Origin of the sequence: Embleya sp. NPDC127516, assembly GCF_044765325.1 — a bacterium.
GTDB lineage: Bacteria > Actinomycetota > Actinomycetes > Streptomycetales > Streptomycetaceae > Embleya.
The window spans coordinates 16,541-37,432 of the sequence record NZ_JBIWJT010000032.1 but is presented as its reverse complement, the minus strand read 5'-3'; the positions used below and the strand labels follow the sequence as shown (position 1 = coordinate 37,432).

At 71.2% G+C, this 20,892-nt stretch carries 18 protein-coding genes and 1 tRNA gene; 16 read left to right on the top strand and 3 right to left on the bottom strand.

All coding sequences use genetic code 11. The annotated features are described in order from the left end of the window. Nucleotides 1-24: 24 nt before the first annotated feature. Nucleotides 25-3,255 carry a penicillin acylase family protein gene (locus tag ACIRL2_RS40805; protein ID WP_402239235.1) on the top strand — a complete coding sequence of 1,077 codons (3,231 nt, stop codon included), beginning with the start codon at nt 25-27 and terminating at the stop codon, nt 3,253-3,255. A gap of 18 nt (nt 3,256-3,273) precedes the next feature. Here the strand turns inward: ACIRL2_RS40805 and ACIRL2_RS40800 are convergent, their stop codons facing one another. Then, nucleotides 3,274-3,858: a 5-formyltetrahydrofolate cyclo-ligase gene (locus ACIRL2_RS40800; protein WP_402239233.1), complete on the bottom strand. Its 585-nt coding sequence runs from the start codon at nt 3,856-3,858 to the stop codon at nt 3,274-3,276. Between the two features lie 91 nt (nt 3,859-3,949). Between ACIRL2_RS40800 and ACIRL2_RS40795 the strand changes: the two genes are divergently transcribed. The 9 genes from ACIRL2_RS40795 (at nt 3,950) to ACIRL2_RS40755 (ending at nt 11,809) form a co-directional block, all read left to right on the top strand. Further along, nucleotides 3,950-4,693, top strand: coding sequence for a GGDEF domain-containing protein (locus ACIRL2_RS40795; RefSeq protein WP_402239231.1), 744 nt, complete (start codon nt 3,950-3,952; stop codon nt 4,691-4,693). Nucleotides 4,694-4,703: 10 nt separating this feature from the next. Then, entirely contained in the window at nt 4,704-5,630 is a 927-nt protein-coding gene (locus ACIRL2_RS40790; protein ID WP_395864191.1) for a UTP--glucose-1-phosphate uridylyltransferase, read from the top strand. After that, nucleotides 5,627-6,847 (top strand): gephyrin-like molybdotransferase Glp, encoded by a 1,221-nt coding sequence (glp, locus tag ACIRL2_RS40785; protein ID WP_402239228.1) that lies wholly within the window; start codon nt 5,627-5,629, stop codon nt 6,845-6,847. Before ACIRL2_RS40790 ends, glp begins: the two co-directional genes overlap by 4 nt. Before the next feature lie 278 nt (nt 6,848-7,125). Further along, nucleotides 7,126-7,593 carry a cyclic pyranopterin monophosphate synthase MoaC gene (gene moaC / locus ACIRL2_RS40780; RefSeq protein WP_395864715.1) on the top strand — a complete coding sequence of 156 codons (468 nt, stop codon included), beginning with the start codon at nt 7,126-7,128 and terminating at the stop codon, nt 7,591-7,593. A gap of 8 nt (nt 7,594-7,601) precedes the next feature. Beyond that, nucleotides 7,602-8,273 (top strand): MogA/MoaB family molybdenum cofactor biosynthesis protein, encoded by a 672-nt coding sequence (locus ACIRL2_RS40775; protein ID WP_402239226.1) that lies wholly within the window; start codon nt 7,602-7,604, stop codon nt 8,271-8,273. Beyond that, nucleotides 8,258-8,887 (top strand): GNAT family N-acetyltransferase, encoded by a 630-nt coding sequence (locus tag ACIRL2_RS40770; protein ID WP_402239223.1) that lies wholly within the window; start codon nt 8,258-8,260, stop codon nt 8,885-8,887. The genes ACIRL2_RS40775 and ACIRL2_RS40770 overlap by 16 nt, the downstream gene beginning before the upstream one ends. Before the next feature lie 496 nt (nt 8,888-9,383). Next, complete coding sequence (locus tag ACIRL2_RS40765; RefSeq protein ID WP_402239221.1) at nt 9,384-10,544, top strand: hypothetical protein; 1,161 nt, start codon at nt 9,384-9,386, stop codon at nt 10,542-10,544. 49 nt (nt 10,545-10,593) lie between these two features. Further along, nucleotides 10,594-10,667: transfer RNA gene (locus tag ACIRL2_RS40760), tRNA-Ala, on the top strand. Nucleotides 10,668-10,963: 296 nt separating this feature from the next. Then, on the top strand, nt 10,964-11,809 hold the full coding sequence (locus tag ACIRL2_RS40755) for an SGNH/GDSL hydrolase family protein (protein ID WP_395864181.1): 846 nt from the start codon (nt 10,964-10,966) through the stop codon (nt 11,807-11,809). A 155-nt stretch (nt 11,810-11,964) separates the two neighbouring features. Here ACIRL2_RS40755 and ACIRL2_RS40750 read toward each other — a convergent pair whose 3' ends face one another. Beyond that, nucleotides 11,965-12,540 (bottom strand): TetR/AcrR family transcriptional regulator, encoded by a 576-nt coding sequence (locus tag ACIRL2_RS40750; protein WP_395864180.1) that lies wholly within the window; start codon nt 12,538-12,540, stop codon nt 11,965-11,967. A gap of 85 nt (nt 12,541-12,625) precedes the next feature. Beyond that, nucleotides 12,626-14,362 (bottom strand): dolichyl-phosphate-mannose--protein mannosyltransferase, encoded by a 1,737-nt coding sequence (locus ACIRL2_RS40745; protein ID WP_395864178.1) that lies wholly within the window; start codon nt 14,360-14,362, stop codon nt 12,626-12,628. 58 nt (nt 14,363-14,420) lie between these two features. Here ACIRL2_RS40745 and rsmI point away from each other — a divergent pair, with 58 nt between their 5' ends. From rsmI to rsmA, 6 genes are all read left to right on the top strand, one after another. Then, nucleotides 14,421-15,287, top strand: a complete 867-nt coding sequence (gene rsmI, locus ACIRL2_RS40740; protein ID WP_395864176.1) for a 16S rRNA (cytidine(1402)-2'-O)-methyltransferase — start codon at nt 14,421-14,423, stop codon at nt 15,285-15,287. A 335-nt stretch (nt 15,288-15,622) separates the two neighbouring features. Further along, nucleotides 15,623-15,991: a hypothetical protein gene (locus tag ACIRL2_RS40735; protein ID WP_402239216.1), complete on the top strand. Its 369-nt coding sequence runs from the start codon at nt 15,623-15,625 to the stop codon at nt 15,989-15,991. 87 nt (nt 15,992-16,078) lie between these two features. Further along, nucleotides 16,079-17,695, top strand: a complete 1,617-nt coding sequence (gene metG / locus ACIRL2_RS40730) for a methionine--tRNA ligase (protein ID WP_402239214.1) — start codon at nt 16,079-16,081, stop codon at nt 17,693-17,695. Nucleotides 17,696-17,698: 3 nt separating this feature from the next. Continuing rightward, entirely contained in the window at nt 17,699-18,595 is an 897-nt protein-coding gene (locus ACIRL2_RS40725; protein WP_395864170.1) for a TatD family hydrolase, read from the top strand. Nucleotides 18,596-18,790: 195 nt separating this feature from the next. Further along, nucleotides 18,791-19,951 carry a ubiquitin-like domain-containing protein gene (locus ACIRL2_RS40720; protein WP_395864168.1) on the top strand — a complete coding sequence of 387 codons (1,161 nt, stop codon included), beginning with the start codon at nt 18,791-18,793 and terminating at the stop codon, nt 19,949-19,951. After that, nucleotides 19,948-20,889 carry a 16S rRNA (adenine(1518)-N(6)/adenine(1519)-N(6))-dimethyltransferase RsmA gene (rsmA, locus tag ACIRL2_RS40715; protein WP_395864166.1) on the top strand — a complete coding sequence of 314 codons (942 nt, stop codon included), beginning with the start codon at nt 19,948-19,950 and terminating at the stop codon, nt 20,887-20,889. The genes ACIRL2_RS40720 and rsmA overlap by 4 nt, the downstream gene beginning before the upstream one ends. Nucleotides 20,890-20,892: the final 3 nt, after the last annotated feature.

Here is a 20,892-nt window from a genome sequence, read left to right as displayed (position 1 = left end):
CGCACCGACCGCATAAGGACCTTGATGCCTCCCTCGAAGACGCCCGACCCGGAGCAGCCCCCCGGTGGCCAGGACGCCTCATCCCCCGGGTGGGACGACTGGCCCACGGGCGAGTGGCCCACATCGCAGTGGGCCGCGGCGGATCCGGTCGCGGCCCAGCGGCGCGCGGACGAACGCGCGGAGCGTGAACGTCGAGCCGCGTCCGAGCCGTACGACGAACCGGAACCGTACGGCGAGCCCGAGCCGTACGCGCCGCACCAGCCGCAAGAGCCGTACGCACCACAGGAGTCCTACGCCGCCCGGGAGCAGCCGTACGCCCAGGAGCCCTACCCGGCCGCCCAGGAGCCGTACACCGCCCAGGAGCCCTACGCACCGCCCGAGCCGTACGCGGAGCCGCCCGCTCCGGCGGCCGTTCCCGCTCCCGCCGGGCCGCCCGCGCCGCGAGCCGGCGAGCCGCCGCGGGTCGAGTCCGCGCCGGTGCCCGCGCCGGCGGCCGAGCCCACGCCCGTCGCCGATCCCGAGCCCGCAGCCCCGGCCGAGGCGCCCGCGCCCGGTGCCACCGCCAAGGTCAAGGAACGATCGACGACCCCCAAGGGGCCGTCCAAGGCGTGGCGCCGCTTCCGGTTGACGGCCATCGTCCTGGTCGTGGTGCTGGCCATCGCGATCGGTGGACTCGGCTGGTGGGGCTGGCAGTTGTCGCGCGACTCGTTCCCGCAGGCCTCCGGCACGGTCCGGGTTCCGGGGCTGACCGGCAAGGTGGACGTGGTCCGCGACGCCAAGGGCATCCCGCAGGTGTATGCCGACACGTCCGAAGACCTGTTCCGGGGGCAGGGCTACGTACACGCCCAGGACCGGTTCTGGGAGATGGACGTACGCCGGCACATGACCGCCGGCCGGCTGTCCGAGATGTTCGGCTCCGGTCAGGTGGAGAACGACAAGTTTCTGCGCACGCTGGGCTGGCGCAAGGTGGCCGAGCAGGAGTACGCGGCCATGCCGCCGGAGTCGCAGAAGTTCCTCCAGGCCTACTCCGAGGGCGTCAACGCCTACCTCAAGGACCACAAGGGCGCCGACGCGTCGTTCGAGTACGCGCTGCTCGGCCTCGTGCACGACGGCTACAAGGCCGAGCCGTGGACCCCCATCGACTCCGTGGCGTGGCTCAAGGCGATGGCGTGGGACCTGCGGACCAACATGCAGGACGAGATCGACCGGGCGCTGCTGTCCGACAAGCTGACGGTCAACCAGATCGACGAGCTCTACCCGCCGTACCCGTACGAGGCGAACAAGCCGATCGTGCGCGACGGTGCGATCGTCAAGGACGGCAAGACCGAGCGCTTCGCCCAGGAGGCTCCGCCCGCGGTGCCCTCGAAGAGCGCGCAGAGCGCGCTGACCGGCCTGTCCGAGTCGTTGTCCAAGCTGCCCTCGCTGTTCAGCGAGAAGTCCTCCGGTGTCGGCTCCAACTCGTGGGTGGTGGCGGGCAGTCGCACCACCACCGGCAAGCCGCTGCTGGCCAACGACCCGCACCTGTCCCCGTCCCTGCCCTCGGTCTGGTACCAGATGGGCCTGCACTGCCGCACGGTCGGGCCCAAGTGCCAGTACGACGTCTCCGGCTACACGTTCTCCGGCATGCCGGGCGTGATCATCGGCCACAACCAGAAGATCTCGTGGGGCTTCACCAACCTCGGCGCCGACGTGACCGACCTCTACCTGGAGAAGGTCCAGGGCGACACCGTGCTCTACGGCGGCAAGTTCGAGCCGTTCGTGGACGTGCGCCAGGAGACGATCAAGGTGGCCGGCGGCGCCGATCGGCAGATCACCGTGCGCACCACCCGGCACGGGCCGATCCTGACCGACGTGTCCGACGAACTGGAGGACGTCGGCAAGGACGCGCCGATCCCGGACCCGAGCCCGCAGCGCGAGGAGGGCTTCGCGGTCGCCCTGCGGTGGACCGCGCTGGACCCGGGCACCTCGATGGACGCGCTCTTCCAGCTCGACAAGGCACAGAACTGGAACGACTTCCGGGCCGCGCTGAAGAACTTCGACGTGCCGTCGCAGAACGCGATCTACGCGGACGTCGAGGGGCACATCGGCTACCAGGCGCCCGGCAAGATCCCGGTGCGGCGCAGTGGTGACGGCCGCTGGCCGGTGTACGGGTGGGACCCCAAGTACGACTGGGTGGGCACCATCCCGTTCGAGTCGCTGCCGAACGTGTACGACCCGCAGGACGGTTACATCGTCACCGCCAACAACGCGGTCACCTCGCCGGCGTACCCGTACCTGATGACCTCCGACTGGGGCTACGGCTCCCGCAGTCGGCGGATCGAGGAGATGATCACCACCGCGCCGGGCAAGATCGACGCGGCGGCGATGCAGAAGATGCAGGCGGACGACGTCAACCCGGTCGCGCAGTTCCTGGTGCCGTACCTGCGCGACGTCAAGATCGACGATCCGTGGGTGCGCGAGGCGCAGGACCTGCTCAAGGACTGGGACATGCGCAACGACGCGGACTCCAAGGCCGCGGCGTACTTCAACGCGGTGTGGCGCCAGGTGCTCATGCTCGCCTTCGGCGACAAGATGCCGTTCTCGGTCCGGGCCGACAACGACTGCGCGAGCAACCCGACGACCAACCACGTGCAGTGCGGCGACCGGGACGACTCCACCGCGCAGCCGGACGGCGGCGACCGGTGGAACGAGGTCGCGCGCACGCTGCTGGCCAGTCCGGAGAGCCCGTGGTGGAACATCTCCAAGAACCCGGGCGCGATCACCACCCGGGACGGCCTCCTGCACAAGGCGATGACCGAGGCGAAGAAGGACCTCACCTCCCGGCTCGGCAAGGACATCGACACCTGGTCGTGGGGTCGGCTGCACACGCTGACGCTGCGCAACCAGACGCTGGGCACCGAGGGGCCGGGCGTGGTCAAGTACATGCTCAACCGCGGGCCGTACCGGATGTCCGGCGGCGAGGGCCTGGTCAACGCGACCGGGTGGAACGTCGCGCAGGGCTACGAGGTGACCACCGTGCCGTCGATGCGGATGGTGGTGGACCTGGCCGATCTGGACGCGTCCCGGTGGATCAACCTGACCGGCGCCTCCGGGCACGTGTGGCACGACAACTACACCGACCAGACCGACCTGTGGCGCAAGGGCAAGACGCTGGCGTGGCCGTACACGCCCGCCGCGGTGGACAAGGCGGCCAAGCACCGGCTGGCCCTGGTCCCGGGCGACCCGGTCGCTCCGGCGGCCCCAGCCGGGCCGTGACGGCGGCCCGCGGCGGTGCTACCGGCTGAACCGGTACACCGCCGCGGGCGTCACCGCGATGTCCACGGGCACGTCGTGCGGCTCGGCCGGCACCCGGTCGAGCACCTCGTCGTCGTACAACAACACCACCGTCACCGCCGCCCGCACCCGGGTGAGCGCCCGGTCGTAGGACCCGCCGCCACGGCCGAGCCGAACACCCCGGCGGTCCACCGCGAGCCCCGGCACCACCAGGACGTCCGCCGTGCGCACGCCCTCGACGCCCAGCCGCGGTCCGATCGGCTCGCGCAGCCCCCGGCCCGCCGGCACCAGCGACGCCGGCCCCTCGTACACGGCCCAATCCAGGTCGTTGTCCGCCAGCAACACCGGCAGCAGCACGCGCCGGGTCGATCCGGCGGCGAGGTCCTCGGCCAGATCCCGCCCGCCCGGCTCGGAGCCCACCGGAACATAGGCGGCGACGGTCTCGGCGCGGGCCACCTCGGGGAGCGCGAGGAGCGCGTCGCGGAGCGCGCGACACGCCGCGACACGCCGATCCGACCCCATGAGTGACCGTGAGTGCAACAACTGTGACCTCAGCGTGGCCTTGTCGTTGAGGATGTCCTTCATGCTGTTCCCTGAATGACGTGTTTGGACGGGTTACCGAAGGAGTCCGCGCAATCGACACAGTTCGCGCCACCGCACCGGACCCGGATCCCGCATGGCCCTGACTTTCGAACGCCTCCTGATCATCCTGCTGGTCGGCGCGCTCTCGGTGGCGGTCGGCTCGCTGGCGGTCGCCGTGCGTCGGCTGCGCGCGATCGCCGGGAACGAACTGCCCGAACTGCGGCACGAGGTCACCCGCCTGGAACTCAGTCGCGCCGAGTTGGAACGGCTGTCGGTGACCGACCCGCTGACCGGCGTGTGGAACTACCGCTACCTGCAACTCGTGCTCGACCGCGAGGTGATGCGCGCGACCCGGTTCGGCCGGCCGCTCGGGTTGCTCATGCTCGACCTCGACCATTTCCGCGACGTCAACGAACGGCACGGTCACCAGGGCGCGAGCGCGGTGCTGCGCGAGGTGGCCCAGCGGCTCGCCCTGGAGATCCGCCAGGTGGACACGATCGCCCGGTACGGCGGCGAGGAGTTCGTGATCCTGCTGCCCGAGACGGACGCGGCCGGCGCGGCCAGGGTCGCCGAACGGTTGTGTTACGCCGTGCGGCGCGGCACGTTCGGCGCGGCGACCGACCCGGTCCGGCTGACCATGGCGATCGGCACGGCCGTACTGCCCGGCGACGGCACCCACTCCGCGACCCTGCTGCGGGCCGCGGATCGGGCACTGGGTCGGGCCAAGCGGGCGGGTGGCGACCGGTTCTGCGGCCCGGATCCGGTCGAGGGCGGACCGGCGGGCGACAAGCGTCCGATCGCCGGGCTTAACGGGACCCCGGGCGACCTCACCCGTTAGTGTGCGAGCCATGCATGCGCGTCGTTCGTTCCACATCACCAAGGCCGTTGTTCCCGCCGCCGGCCTGGGTACCCGCTTCCTGCCGGCGACGAAGGCCACGCCGAAGGAGATGTTGCCGGTCGTGGACACGCCGGCCATCCAGTACGTGGTCGAGGAGGCGGTCGCGGCCGGGCTCACCGACGTGCTGATGGTCACCGGTCGCAACAAGCGTCCCCTGGAGGACCACTTCGACCGGGCGTACGAACTGGAACACGCGCTGGCGGCCAAGGGCGACGTGGATCGACTCAAACTGGTCCGCGAGTCGAGCGAGTTGGCCGCGATCCACTACGTGCGCCAGGGCGATCCGCGCGGCTTGGGCCACGCCGTGTCGTGCGCCCGCCCGCACGTGGGGGACGAGCCGTTCGCGGTGCTCCTCGGCGACGACCTGATCGACCCGCGCGATCCGCTGCTGAGCACGATGTTGCGGGTGCGCCGGGAACTCGGCGGCAGCGTGGTGGCGCTGATCGAGGTGGACCCGGCACAGATCCACCTCTACGGCTGTGCGGCGGTCGAACCGCTGGCTCCGGGCGTCTCCGAGCCCGGCGTGGTGCGCGTCACCGACCTCGTGGAGAAGCCGGAGGCGGGCGGCGCCCCCAGCAACTTCGCGGTGATCGGCCGCTATCTGCTCGACCCGGCGATCTTCGACGTGCTGGAGAGCACTGCGCCCGGTCGGGGCGGCGAGATCCAACTGACCGACGCGCTGCGGGTGCTCGCGGGTCGCGAAGCCGCCGACGGCGGCACCGTGCACGGCGTGGTGTTCACCGGCCGCCGGTACGACACGGGTGACCGGGCCGACTATCTGCGTGCCATCGTGAAGCTGGCATGCGAGCGTGAGGATCTGGGACCCGCGTTTCGGGCCTGGCTGAGGCAGTACGTGAACGAGGAGATGCAGGCATGAAAAGCGTCGAGGACCACCTTGCCGGGATCCTCGGACGGATCGCGCCGCTCGCCCCCCTCGAACTGCAACTGCTCGACGCGCACGGCAGCCTCCTGGTCGACGAGGTCGCCGCCACCGGCGACCTGCCGCCGTTCGACAACTCGTCGATGGACGGCTATGCGGTACGGGTCGCGGACGTCGCGGACGCGGGTGAGCGCTACCCGGTGGTGCTCGACGTCGTCGACGACATCGCCGCGGGCAACGCGCCGAAGATCGCGATCGGATCCGGCACGTGCGCGCGGATCATGACCGGCGCGCCGCTGCCGGAGGGCGCGGAGGCGATCGTGCCGGTCGAGTGGACCGACGCGGGCATGCCGACGGTGCGGATCACCCGGGCGCCGTCGAGCGGCCAGTACATCCGGCGCCGCGGCAGCGACGTCACCGCCGGGCAGACGGTGCTGGACGCGGGCACCGCGGTGGGCTCGGCGCAGGTCGGCCTGCTCGCCGCGATCGGCCGCGAGCGGATCCGGGTCCGGCCCAAGCCGCGCGTGGTGATCCTGTCCACCGGCAGCGAGCTGACCCAGCCCGGCCGGCCGATCGGCCCCGGCCAGATCCGCGACTCGAACAGCTACATGCTCACCGCCGCCGCACGCGAGGCGGGCGCCATCGCGTACCGGGTCGGCAACGTGCCCGACGACCCCAAGATCCTGATCGACACCATCGAGGACCAGTTGATCCGGGCCGACGTGGTGGTCACCACGGGCGGGGTGAGCGCGGGCGCCTACGACGTGGTCAAGGAGGTGCTCTCCGAGCTGGGCACGGTCGAGTTCGGCAAGGTCGCGATGCAGCCGGGCATGCCGCAGGGCTTCGGCGTGATCGGCCCCGACGAGACGCCGATCTTCACCCTTCCCGGCAATCCGGTCAGCGCGTTCGTGTCGTTCGACGTGTTCGTGCGTCCGGCGCTGCTGCGCATGCAGGGGGCCGAGGTCACCGAGCGGCCGATCGTGCGGGCCACCTGTTCGGCGGCGCTGAAGTCCCCCGAGGGCAAGCGCCAGTTTCTGCGTGCCTGGTACACCCCGCCCGCGGCGGGAGTCGGCGAGGGCACCGTGGACCCGGTCGGCGGCACCGGCTCCCACCTGCTCGGCAGCCTGGCCAGGGCGAACGCGCTGATCACCCTTCCCACCGACGTCACCGAGGTCGCCGAGGGCGCCGAGGTGTCCGTGATGCTGCTCGGCTGAGCGCCGCGATCGAGCGCCGAGATCCCCGGCCCGGGCGGCCCGCGCATGCGGGCCGCCCCGTTGTACCTCTAACGTTGCCCCAGCACGACACACGGCAGTTCGACGCACTCGGCAGTTCGACACGGCAGATCGACGCGGTCGGACTGTTCGACGCACTCGGCAGTCCGATACACAAGGCACTTCTACGCCCACCGCACGGGGGGCTCACCGTATGGGGTGGAAAGTTGACGCGCGGCGCCAAGAACCTCACGCACCTCGACGAGGCCGGCGCGGCCCGCATGGTGGACGTCACGGCCAAGCAGATCTCGGTCCGCACGGGCACGGCCTCGGGCCGGGTGCTCGTGTCGCCCCGCGTGGTCGAACTCCTGCGGGGCGAGGGCGTGCCCAAGGGTGACGCCCTGGCCACCGCCCGGATCGCGGGCATCATGGCCGCCAAGCGCACCCCCGACCTCGTGCCGCTGTGCCACCCGATCGCGCTGCACGGCGTCGCGGTGGACCTGACGGTGCAGGACGACGCGGTGGCGATCACCGCGACCGTGCGCACCGCCGATCGCACCGGGGTCGAGATGGAGGCGCTGACGGCGGTCTCCGTCGCGGCGCTCACGGTCGTGGACATGATCAAGGCAGTGGACCCGGGCGCGGTCATCACCGACGTGCGGGTCGAGCAGAAGACGGGCGGCGCCTCCGGGGACTGGCGACGGGACACCGGGGCAGGGGCCACACAACGGGACGGAGGGCAAGTCTGATGCGAGCCATGGTGATCACCGTGTCCACCCGCGCGGCGGCCGGTACCTACGGGGACGAGAGCGGTCCGGTGATCGTGCGCGGGCTGCAGGCGCTGGGCTTCGAGACGCGGGGACCGCAGGTGGTACCCGACGGCGAGCCGGTCGCCCAGGCGCTGCGGGACGCGGTCGCGGGCCACTACGACGTGATCGTCACCACCGGGGGGACCGGGCTCAACCCGTTCGACCAGACCCCGCAGATGACCAGCCGGGTGATCAGCTACGAGGTGCCGGGCATCGCCGAGGCGATCCGGATGGAGAACTTCGCCAAGGTGCCGACCTCGATCCTGTCGCGCGGCATCGCCGGCGTCGCGATCACCCAGGACTCGCACTGGACCTACCGCAGCCTGATCGTCAACCTGCCCGGCTCGCCCGGTGGCGCGCAGGACGGCATCAACGTGCTGTCCAAGGTGCTGCCGCACGTGGTGTCGCAGCTCCAGGGCGGCGACCACCAGCAGGGCGGCGGGTTCGGCGGCGGCGGTGGTGGCGGTGGCTTCGGCGGCGGTCAGCAGCAGCCCGCGCCCGGGGGCGGCGGCTACCAGGGCGGCTTCGGCGGGGGCGGCGGCTACCAGGGCGGTGGCGGTGGGTTCCAGGGCGGCGGGGGCTACGGAGGGGCGCAGCAGCCGCCATGGGGCACGCGCTGACCCGCGGGTGGCCGGTGGAGCTCACCGAGGGCCGGGTGACCCTGCGCCCGATCCGCGCCCGCGACGCGGCCGCGTGGCAGGAGGTGCACACCCGCAATCGCGAATGGCTGCGCCGCTGGGAGGCGACCGTGCCGCCGGGATCGGCGGCCGGTCGCCGGCCGACGTTCCGGCAGATGGTGCGCTTCCTGCGGGCCGAGGCGGGCGCGGGGCGGATGTTGCCGTTCGTGGTGTTGTACGACGGGCAACTGGTCGGCCAGGTCACGGTCGCCGGCATCACGTGGGGGTCGATGTGCTCGGCACACGTGGGCTATTGGGTGGACGAGCAGGTCGCCGGGCTCGGCGTGATGCCGACGGCGGTCGCGCTCGTCGCCGACCACTGCTTCTTCCGGCTCGGTGTGCATCGCCTGGAGGTGTGCATCCGGCCGGAGAACCGGGCCAGTCGGCGGGTGGTGGACAAGCTGGGGTTCCGCGAGGAGTGCCTGCGCCCGCGCTACCTGCACATCGACGGGGACTGGCGCGATCACCTCGCCTACGCGTTGAACGCCGAGGAGGTCCCCGAGGGGCTGCTGATGCGGTGGCGCGCCTATCGGGAGAGCCGGGGCTTCACCTGGTAGGGGATCCCGTCGAGCGCGATCCGTGCGTTCGGAACCCCTTCGGGCGAAACCGCCGCGAGGAACCCTTCGGGCGGAACTCGGTGGGAACCCCTTCGCGCGGAACTCCGTGGGGAACCCCTCGATGTGAATCTCTTCGATGTCGATCCCGCCATATCGACACATCGATCTTGCGATTTCGCTACTCTTCCGGAGATATGAGCGGTGTCACCTCGGCAGACCCCGGAGCCCCCGGGAGAACGGCTGCCCGAGGGGCCTCGGGAGCCACGCCGGCTCCGGGCATCTCGGGTGTCCCGGTGATTTCGGCCGTGTCGGGCTTCTCGCCGAATTCGGGGGTGTCGGGCTTCCCGGTGATTTCGGCCGCGCCGGACGGTTCGGTGGATTTTGTCGCCTCGGGCGTCTCGGCAGTCACATTCGTCACATGGGCATCACCGCGGATCGGGCGACACACCGTGCCTAATCCGACGATGCGGCGCCCATCCGGCTTAGCGTGTGAAGCGTGAACGGCAGCGGCCTGATCTACGCAGCGATCGTGGGGGCCTGGGCTGCCTATCTGGTGCCCATGTGGCTTCGCCGACAGGACGAGCTCAACGAGGCCCGGCCGACCGAGCGATTCACCACCGCGATCCGGATCCTCTCCCGTCGCGGCGCCTTCGAGCGCCGCTCCGCCCGTGCGCTCGCGGAGGCCCCCGCTTCCGTGGAGGAGGGCACGGACGCACCCGACCGGCGCGCTCCGGCCGAACCGCCGCGCGCCGCTCGGCAACACCCGGCCAAGTCCGGCGCGCAGTCGACGCCGCAGACGGCCCCGCAGTCGGCCGCGACCCCCGGGTCGGCGTCCTCGGCCAAGGGCAAGCCCGCCGCGGCCAAACGTCCCGCCGCGACGGTCCGCCGCGACGAGGGCCGGGCCGCGCTGCTCACCCGGCGCCGTCGGGTGATCGCGAGCCTGTTCGCGACCTTCACCGCCGGCGCGATCCTGGCCGGGGTGGCCGGGATCGCCTGGCTGTGGCTGCTGCCCGCCGTGCCCGGCGTCCTGCTCTCCGCGTACATCGTCCACCTGCGTGTGCAGGAGCGGCGTCGCTACGAGGCGGGACTGCGCCGACTGGGCCGACCCGCGGGCAAGTCCGGCGGACCCGCCGACGGCTCCTCGGCCGCCGAAGCGCGTTCGCGGGCCAAGTCCCGCGAGACACCCGACGGCCCGCCGGCCGAACCCCGCGCGGCGGATCGGCCGACCGGCGGCGACCCGCGTGCGCCCCGTGCGCCGCGCTCGGGGCCGACCGGCTCCGCCGGGACGGGCGGCGCCTCGGGAGCCTCCGCCTCGGCCCGGGGTCGGCGCGACCGCGAGGCGGAGGAACCCGCCCTGGCCGAGTGGATCGCCGAGTTGGCCATCGACGGGGGCCCGCACGATCGCGACTCGTGGGACCCGGTGCCGGTCCCGCTGCCCACCTACGTGACCGCTCCGGTGGTCCCGCGCGGCGACGCCGAACAGGAGCCGGAGCGCCCGCAGATCCACGCCGTCCCGGACCCCCGGCCGACCGAGTCGGCCCGCCCGTCCACCCCGTTGTTCGACCAATACGCCGAGGACACCCGTACCGCCTACGGCTCCTCCGTCGACTCGCTGCCCCTGTACGAGCACGAGTGGCGCCGGGCCGTCAACGAGTGAATACCCGTGCGCGACCCACCTCGTCGAGGTGGTAATGTTTCTCCTCGTTGGGCCTGTGGCGCAGTCTGGTAGCGCACCTCGTTCGCATCGAGGGGGTCTGGGGTTCAAATCCCCACAGGTCCACACAGCACGAAAGCCCCGCCGGGATCCGGCGGGGCTTTCGTCGTTCCCGAGTCCCGACGCGTGGCAAGGCCCGTCCGGATTCGGTGAGTTGTACGGGATCGGGTTACGGGTCGATGAGGAGTGGGTGAACTGCGTCGCTTTTCCGGCGGTGCGGGAATGCGCGGCGGTTGATCGGGCTTGGCCGAGAGGGTGCGCCCGCCGCGAGGTGTGCGGGGGCGCTGCCGCGTGTAGCGGAATGTGTTCGGGTGGTTATTACGGTCGCGTAGGCGAGGTGAGCGATGCCAACATCGGGTGACATGGCCGAGCTATTGAATCCACACGGGAACCTGTCCGGAATCGACTCTTATGTGGCAATCGGCGACAGCTTCACCGAAGGTGTCGGCGATCCCGGGCCCGACGGGAACTACCTCGGGTGGGCCGATCGGTTCGCGGCTCGGCTTTCGACGGAGCGGCCGGGCCTTCGGTACGCGAATCTGGCCGTGCGCGGGAAGCTGCTGCATCAGATCGTCGAGGAGCAGGTGCCGTTGGCCATCGCGGCACAACCCGATCTGGTGACGTTGTGCGCGGGTGGCAACGACGTGCTGCGGCCCGGGAGCGATCCGGACAAGCTGGCCGCCGAGTACGAGCAGGCGGTCGCCGCGTTGACGGCGACGGGCGCTCGGGTCGTGGTTTTCACCGGGTTCGACACGCGCTGGGTGCCGGTGCTCAAGCTGATCCGCGGCAAGGTGGCCACGTACAACGAGCTGTTGCGGGTGGTCGCGGATCGGTACGACTGCCCCGTCGCGGACATGTGGGGGCTCACGTCGCTGCACGATCGGCGTGCCTGGAGCGAGGACCGGCTGCACCTGTCGCCCGAGGGGCACGACCGGGTGGCGCTCAAGGTCGGCCGGGCGCTCGGGTTGGCCGTCGAGGGTGACCCGGACGCGCCATGGCCGGCGGAGGCCGTCGCGGTCACGGCCGGCGCGGCGCGGCTGGAGAACGTGCACTGGGCGCGGGAGCACCTGGTGCCGTGGATCGGGCGGCGGCTGCGCGGACAGTCGTCCGGGGATCACATCACCGCGAAGCGGCCGGAGTTGGCGCCGCTGGATCATGTCGCCGCGATCCCGCCCGTTGGCGCACCCGTGAGTCGTCAAGCCTCGTAGGGCCCGGCGGGTCCTCAAGCGCCGGACGGGCTGGATGGTCAGCCTGTGCCGGGTTGTCCTCAAGCGCCGGACCGGCTGGGTGGGTTGTGCTCAAGTGCCGGACGGGCTGGTGGGGTTGCGGGAGGCTGGTCCTCGGGTGTTCGGCGGGACTTGGTTTATGGGGTCGGTTCCGCTGCTGTGCCCAGGAGGAGGAGGCGGGCGGAGCGGGTTACCGTGCGTTCGACGTCGTCCATCGTCATGCGGCCGAAGGCCCAGCTGAAGAGGGCGCCTTCCCAGGCGATGCCGAGTAGGTGGACGAACTCGTCGGCGCCGGTGATCTCGTCGCCCAGCGCGGTGCGGAACATGTCGTTCATGATCCGGTTGATCTCGCGATGACAGTCGCCCACGCCGGGGTCGGACGACCCGAGCGCGTGGATCAGCGCGGCGGTGAGCCGAGGGTGGCGGGCCATCGTCCGGCACGTGTTGTGCAGGATCGCGCACACTCGCTCGGCGGCGTCGGTGCCGTCCGGCCGGGCCGCGTCGCTGCGTTCCAGTGCGGCGATCCACTCCAGGTGGGTTGCCGCGAGCAGGTGGTCCTTCGAGGAGAAGTGCCGGTAGATGGTCGCCGAGGAGAGCCGGGACAGGCGGACCACGTCGCGCATCTGCACGCTGTCGTAGCCGCCCGCCGCGGCCAGGTCGCGGGTCGCGTCGATGGCCCGCCTGCGTATGTCCTGCTCCCGCGCGACGGACACCGGCGCAGCCTCTCTCGGGGTCGACAACAGCATGGGCAACGGCTTCGACGACGGCGACGACGACTTCGCCCAGGACGCCGACACGCTAGATCCAGGTGCTGAACCACATACGGTCCAGCCACCCGCTGCGCGAGATCGTCTCACCGGTGAAGATCGGATAGAAGTACAGGAAGTTCCACGCGATCAGCGCGATGATCGCGACCACGCCCGCCGTACCCCAGGCCCGTCGCCGTTCGCCGGCCCCGGGTGGGCCGAGCAGCGCGCCGAGCATCATGGTCACCGCCAGGCACAGGAACGGGACGAACGCGACGGCGTAGAACAGGAAGATGGTGCGCTGCTGGTACGCCATCCACGGCAGGTACGCGGCGGCGAGTCCGCACAGGATCGCGCCCGCGCGCCAGTCCCGGCGGCCGGCCCAGCGGAAGAGCAGGTAGCCGACCGCGATCACGCCGGTCCACCACAGCAGCGGCGTGCCGATGCCCAGCACGGTCTGGTAGCAGTCCTGCTCGGTGCAGCCGGCCGTGCCCCGGTGCACGGTCTCGAAGTAGTAGGCGACCGGTCGGCCCAGGACCAGCCAGCTCCACGGGTTGGATTGATACGGGTGCGGGCTGTCCAGGCCGGTATGGAAGTTCCACATCTCCGAGTGGTAGTGCCACAGGCTGCGCAACGGCGCCGGCACCCACGTCATCCCGAATTGCGGCAGCGGGACGGAGAAGAGCTTGAGGTCGAGGGAGCCGGGGGAGAGCCCGGCCCGGTGGTCGGCCCAGTCCCGGAAGTAGCCGTCGTCGGTCATCAGCCAGCCGGTCCAGGACCAGATGTAGATCATCAGCGCGACCAGCACGGTGGACAGGAACGCGAAGAGCACGTCGTGGCGCAGTGCGGCGCGGTAGGGGCGGCGGGCGCCGCAGGCCCGGCGGGTGCCGGCGTCCCACAGCACGGTCATGACGCCGAAGGCGGCGAGGACGTAGATGCCGCTCCATTTGGTGCCGCAGGCCAGGCCGAGGCAGATGCCGGCCATGATCCGCCAGGGGCGCAGGCCGAATTTCGTCGTGGCGGCGCGTGCGGCGTCCGGGCCGGTTTCGAAGAGTCGGGCGGCGATCGCCCTGGTGTCGTCGCGGTCGATGAGCAGGCAGCCGAACGCGGCCAGGATCCAGAACATCAGGACCAGGTCGAGCAGTGAGGTGCGGCTCATCACGAAGTGCAGTCCGTCGAGGGACATCAGCAGTCCGGCGACGCAGCCCAGGAGTGTGGAGCGGAACAGGCGGCGGCCGATCCGGCACAACATCAGCACCGACAGCGTGCCGAGCACGGCGAGTGCGAACCGCCATCCGAACGGGGTGAGTCCGAAGAGTTGCTCGCCCAGCGCGATCGTCCACTTCCCGATCGGCGGGTGCACGATGTACGAGCCCTGTGTCTGCAGGACGTCGTGTTGTCCGGCCAGGATCTGTTCGTTGGCCTCCTTGGGCCAGGTGCCCTCGTAGCCGAGCTTGAGCAGCGACCAGCCGTCCTTGGCGTAGTACGTCTCGTCGAATATCACCGCCCTGGGCCTGCCCAGGTTCCAGAACCGGATGAAGCCGGCCAACAGGGTCACCAGGATGCAGGGCAACCAGCCGCCGCCGGTGTACGCGCTGTTGTCGGTGTACGAGGGCACGAGCCGCTCGCGCAGCGAGGTCGGCGGCCGGTCCCGGTATCCGAATCGAGCCAGTGACCAGGCCCACCCGCGCGGCTCGGGACGTGCGGCCCCGGTGCTGCCGGGGGACTCCGCATCCCCCTTTGGGGGGTGCTTTCGGGTCGGCTGATCGGTAGCCACGTCACTCGTCACCCGAGCATCGTATTGACGCGCGGGCGAACCGGGGCGCGCGAAAGGGGAGGATGGCCGAGTGGAACACGAACAGCACAGTCCTCAGGGCGGCGTACTCGTACTGGCCGGCACCCCCATCGGTGACGTGAGCGACGCGCCCGCGCGGCTCGCCGTCGAACTCGGCGCGGCCTCGGTGGTGGCCGCCGAGGACACGCGCAGGCTGCGCAGATTGGCCGGCGCGCTCGGCGTGGAGGTGCCCGGGCGGGTGGTGTCCTACTTCGAGGGCAACGAGGCGGCGCGCACCCCGGAGCTGGTCCAGGCGCTGCGCGAGGGCAAGCGGGTGTTGTTGGTCACCGATGCCGGGATGCCGTCGGTGTCCGATCCGGGCTACCGGCTGGTCGAGGCCGCGGTGGCCGAGGACATCAAGGTGACCGCCGTACCGGGGCCCTCCGCGGTGCTCACCGCGCTCGCGCTGTCCGGACTGCCGGTGGACCGGTTCTGCTTCGAGGGATTCCTGCCGCGCAAGGCGGGCGAGCGGGCCCGGCGGTTGGCCGAGTTGGCCGCGGAGCCGCGCACGATGGTGTTCTTCGAGGCGCCGCACCGGCTCGCCGAGTCGCTCGCGGCGATGGCCGAGGCGCTGGGCGCCGACCGTCGCGGCGCGGTGTGTCGCGAGCTCACCAAGACCTACGAGGAGGTCCGCCGGGACACCCTGGCCGAACTCGCCGAGTGGGCGAAGCCGGGGGTGCGCGGCGAGATCACCGTCGTGGTCGCCGGCGCGCCGCCCGCCGACCCCTCGAAGATCGGCCCGGCCGAGCTGGTCGAGCGGGTGGCCGGACGCGAGGCCGCCGGACAACCGCGCAAGGAGGCGATCGCGGCGGTGGCGGCCGAGGTCGGCGTGCCCAAGCGGGTGGTCTTCGACGCGGTGGTCGCGGCCAAGAAGGCGTGACACCCGAAAGGACCGGTCGACGACGGATCGCGACCCTCGGCGACGCCTCGACGACGGACCGCGACCCTCCGGTGTGCCGCGTCCGACATCCGCGACGCGGCGTGCCCGCACGGCCCGCTCCGGCCGCGGCCGGGTCGGTCAAGCGCGTGCAACGGGCAGGTACGGCACAGCACTCGATTGGGTGATGAGTTTCTCGGGTTCTCCATATTCCGTGTTGGCCGACGTCAAGGAACCGTATGTACCGATACGGAAGGCGCCTCGCGGGCATTCCATGGATACCGGTCACGGGAAGCCCCTGAACGAGTCGGTGGGCTCGCCCGCGCGAGGAGGTCGTCATGGAGAACCCGACGGTGGTGCACGAGTCCTATGCCTTCGTCTGCATGTCCTGCGGTCGCGGATGGGAGCGCGACTACGAGATCCACCACGTGACCGATCTGCACGGAATGCGACTGTGCCGGTACTACTCGATGGGGGCGCTGGTCCCGTCCCCGTTCACCAAGCCCGCCTGCGAGCACTGCGACGGCACCCGCCTGCGGATACTCCCGGCGGGCCGGGTGGCGTCGGTCACCGGATCCCGGGCCGTGGTCGAGTCCGCGAAGCCGGTCGAGCCGGTCGCGGCCGTGAAGGCCGACAAGCCGGCCAAGGTGCCCGCCGCGCGCGGGGCCTCCCGGTGGCACCTGCCGTCCCTGCACCGCTCCGCCTGAGCCCCATCCGGGCCGCGGGCCCGCCGGTGCCCGCTCCCACGGATACTCGGGGGCGGGCGCCGTCGCGTCGGCCGTAGGATTCCGGGTATGGCGGCCACTGGAACCACTGAACACACTGCGGGCGAGCGCGAGAAGGCGTTCTATGTCACAACGCCCATTTACTACGTAAATGACGCCCCGCACCTGGGCCACGCCTATACGACCGTCGCAGGCGACGTGCTCACCCGTTGGCACCGCCAGCGCGGCGAGAAGGTGTGGTTCCTCACCGGCACGGACGAGCACGGTCAGAAGATCATGCGTACGGCCGAGGCGAACGGCGTCACTCCCCAGGAGTGGTGCGACAAGCTGGTCACGGAGGCGTGGAAGCCCCTCTGGGAGCACTTGGAGATCGCCAACGACGACTTCATTCGCACCACCGAGAAGCGGCACACCGACCGGGTCCAGGAGTTCGTCCAGGACCTGTACGACAAGGGCGAGATCTACAAGGGCGGTTACGAGGGCCCGTACTGCGTGGCCTGCGAGGAGTACAAGGCGCCCGGCGACCTGCTCGACGGCGAGGACGGGCAGAAGTTGTGCCCGATCCACAAGCGTCCGGTGGAGATGCTCAAGGAGGAGAACTACTTCTTCAAGCTCTCCGAGTACGGTCCTCGGCTGCTCGAGTTCTACGAGGCCAACCCGGACTTCATCCAGCCGGCCTCGGCCCGCAACGAGGTCCTCCAGTTCGTCCGGCAGGGCCTGCAGGACCTGTCCATCTCGCGCTCCACGTTCGACTGGGGCATCCCGGTCCCGTGGGACCCCAAGCACGTCATCTACGTGTGGATCGACGCGCTGCTCAACTACGCCACGGCGGTCGGCTACGGTGCGGACCAGGCGAAGTTCGAGGGCACCTTCCCGGCGGACGTGCACCTGGTCGGCAAGGACATCCTGCGCTTCCACGCGGTGATCTGGCCCGCGATGCTGATGGCCAACAGTCTGCCGGTGCCCGGCCGGGTGTTCGCCAACGGCTGGCTGATGGTCGGCGGCGAGAAGATGAGCAAGTCGAACCTGACCGGCATCTCGCCGCGGCAGCTCACCGACCACTTCGGCGTGGACGCCTACCGCTACTACTTCCTGCGGGCGATCCAGTTCGGCCAGGACGGGTCGTTCTCGTGGGAGGACTTCTCCGCGCGGTACACCTCCGAACTGGCCAACGACTTCGGCAACCTGGCCTCGCGCGTGGCGGCCATGGTCGGCAAGTACTTCGACGGCGAGCTGCCCGCCTCCACCGCGGACGGGGACGCCGAGGGCACGCTGCACAGTGCGCTGATCGAGGCCGTGTCGGTCGCCGACGACCGGGTCCGCGCGCTGGACTTCCAGGCCGGTCTGGACGCGGTGTTCGGCTACGTGAAGCTGGTCAACGGCTACATCACGGAGCAGGAGCCGTGGAAGGTGGCCAAGGACGACAGCCCCGAGGGCCGGGCCCGACTGGCCACCATCCTGTACACCTCGGCCGAGTCGTTGCGCGCGCTCGCCGTGCTGCTCAACCCGGTGATGCCGGAGACCGCGCAGAAGTTGTGGGACTCGCTCGGCGCCGAGGCGCACCTGGGCGCGCTGGACAAGCAGCACGTGCAGGACTCGGGCCGCTGGGGGCAGTTGCCCGCGGGCGCGACGATCACCAAGGGCGCGATCCTGTTCCCGCGTCTCGAAGAGAAAAAGGACTCCTGACCCTTGAGCAAGCGCAAGCGCCGGGACGGCGGGCCCCGGGACACCACCCCGCCGCCCGCGCCCGAGCCGCTCTCGGTGCCCGTGTGGGATGCCCACACGCACCTGGACCTGCAGGAGGCGAAGGTCGCCGACGCGTTGTCGGCCGCCGCCGAGGTCGGGGTGGACACGCTGGTCCAGGTGGGCATCGACGTGCCCTCGTCGGTGTGGGCGGCCGAGACGGCCGCCGCGCACGAGCGGGTGCACGCGACTGTCGCGCTGCACCCCAACGAGGCACCGCGGATCGTGCTCGGCGACCCGGACGGGTGGTCCGGGCAGCGCCGCGGTCCGGGCGGCGCCGCCGCCCTGGACGCGGCACTCGCCGAGATCGACCGACTGGCCGCGTTGCCGCACGTGCGCGGGATCGGCGAGACCGGCCTGGACTACTTCCGCACCGGCGACGAGGGCGTGGCCGGCCAGCAGGAGTCGTTCCGCCGGCACATCGAGATCGCCAAGCGGCACCGCAAGCCGCTGGTGATCCACGACCGCGAGGCGCACGCGGACGTGTTGCGCATCCTGGCCGAGGAGGGCGCACCGGAACGGGTGGTCTTCCACTGCTTCTCGGGTGACGCGGAGATGGCGAGGACGTGCGCCGAACTGGGCTACGTGATGTCCTTCGCGGGCAACGTGACCTATCCCAGCGCACAGCCGTTGCGGGACGCGCTCGTGGTCGCGCCGACGGACCTGATCCTGGTCGAGACGGACGCGCCGTTCCTGACCCCGGTGCCCTACCGCGGCCGACCGAACGCGCCCTACCTGGTGCCGATCACCGTGCGCGCGATGGCCGAGGTCAAGGGCCTGACCGAGGACGAGTTGGCGACCGCGCTCGCGGCCAACGCCGAACGCACCTTCGCACCCGCGTAGTTGCCTCGGCCGCACCGCCCGTCACCCGGACGACCGGGTGGCGGGCGGCGGTGTGCCCGCGCCGGTGTACAGTCCGATGCTCGTCGGGCGGAACATCGGCCCGGCCGTCGTCGGCCCCGACCGCGGCCCGGCTCGGACCACACCGGCCGCAGCACACCCCCGGACCAGCCCCTTCGGAATCCCCCAGGAGCACCGTTGAGTCGTTCCGCCGGCTCCGCCCGCAGGCGCAACACCGCCCGGGCGGGTCGGGGCGGCAGCCGCCCCGGACCCTCTCTGCGCACTCTCGTTCCGCAGGCCCTCGTGGTCGCCGTCCTGGTCGGCGGAACCACAGCCTTCGTCTCCTACGACAAGACGGTCACCCTCGTCGTGGACGGCGAGGAACGCACCGTGCACACGTTCGCCTCCGACGTCTCCGGGCTGCTCGGGCGCCAGGAGATCAAGGTCGGCGAGCACGACATCGTCGCGCCGGGGCGCAATGCGGGCATCGAGGACGGCGACCGCGTCGCGGTGCGCTACGGCCGGCTGCTGACGCTGACCGTCGACGGGCGGCCCCAGCAGGTCTGGGTGACCGCGAAGTCGGTGTCCGAGGCGCTGGAGCAGGTCGGCGTGCGCGCGGACGGCGCCTACCTGTCGGTGTCCCGCGACCTGCCGATCGGCCGCCAAGGGCTCAACCTGGACGTGCGCACCGAGCGGGCGATCACCTTCCTGGTCGACGGAAAGACCGTGCCGCTGCGGACCAACGCGCCGACCGTGCAGGCCGCCCTGGAACAGGCCGGGATCTCGATAGGGCCACAGGACCGGGTGGACACGCCGACCGACGCGTATCCCCAGCAGGGGCAGACCATCTCGATCCTGCGGGTCACCGGTGCCACCGTGACCAAGGACGAGAAGATCCCGTTCAAGACCACCAAGCAGGACGACCCGACCCAGTACAAGGGGACCGAGGAGGTCGCCACCAAGGGCGTGGTCGGGCTGCGCCAGATCACCTACTCGTACGAGACGATCAACGGCGTCAAGCAGGAGCCGCGCAAGATCTCCGAGAAGGTGGTCAAGGAGCCGGTGACCCAGATCGTCAAGGTCGGCACCAAGGAGATGCCGAACTCGGTGGCCGGGGCCGACCAGCTCAACTGGGGCGCGCTCGCGCAGTGCGAGTCGGGTGGCCGGGCGAACGTGGTGGACGCGTCCGGGACCTATCACGGGCTCTACCAGTTCGACGCGCAGACCTGGCAGTCGATGGGCGGCACCGGGGTGGCAAGTCAGGCACCGGCCTCGGAGCAGACATATCGGGCAAAGCTCATGTTCGTCCAACGGGGGTCGAGTCCGTGGCCGCTGTGCGGCAGTAGGCTCTACTCGTGAGTGATCTTCCCGCGGGACCGGGACTGCTCGGTGCCGCGGACATCCGTGCGCTGGCCGAGGCCCTGGGTGTACGCCCGACCAAGCAGCTCGGCCAGAACTTCGTGATCGACGCCAACACGGTGCGGCGCATCGTGCGCACCGCCGGCGTGCGCGCCGAGGACGTCGTGGTCGAGATCGGCCCCGGACTCGGCTCGTTGACGCTGGCGCTCCTGGAGAGCGCCGCGCGGGTGGTCGCGGTCGAGATCGACCCGGTGCTCGCCCGGCACCTGCCGACCACCATCGAGGCCCGGATGCCCGAACGCGCGGCCGACTTCGCGCTCGTGCACGCGGACGCGATGACGGTGACCGAGCTGCCGGGGCCGGCGCCCACCGCGCTGGTGGCGAACCTGCCCTACAACGTGTCCGTGCCGGTGCTGCTGCACATGTTGCAGACCTTCCCGTCGCTGGAGCGGCTGCTGGTGATGGTGCAGTCCGAGGTCGCCGACCGGCTGGCCGCGACGCCCGGCGGCAAGGTGTACGGCGTGCCCTCGGTCAAGGCCGCGTGGTACGCCGACGTCAAGCGCGCGGGCGCGATCGGGCGCAACGTGTTCTGGCCGGCGCCCAACGTCGACTCGGGCCTGGTGTCGTTCGTGCGCCGCGAGCCGCCGAAGACCACGGCGACCCGTCAGGAGGTGTTCGCGGTGATCGACGCCGCGTTCGCGCAGCGGCGCAAGACGCTGCGGGCCGCGCTGGCGGGCTGGGCCGGTTCCGCCGCCGGCGCCGAGCAGGCACTGCGCGCGGCCGGAATCGACCCGCGGACACGCGGCGAGGCGCTGGGTGTCGAGGCGTTCGCCCGGATCGCCGAGCACCGCCCCGGGTCGGCCTCGCCGGGTGTGCCGGGCGATGCGGGGGAGCCGGTCGTGCCGGCCGACGCCGACCCGAACGAGCCCCGCGCCTGAGGA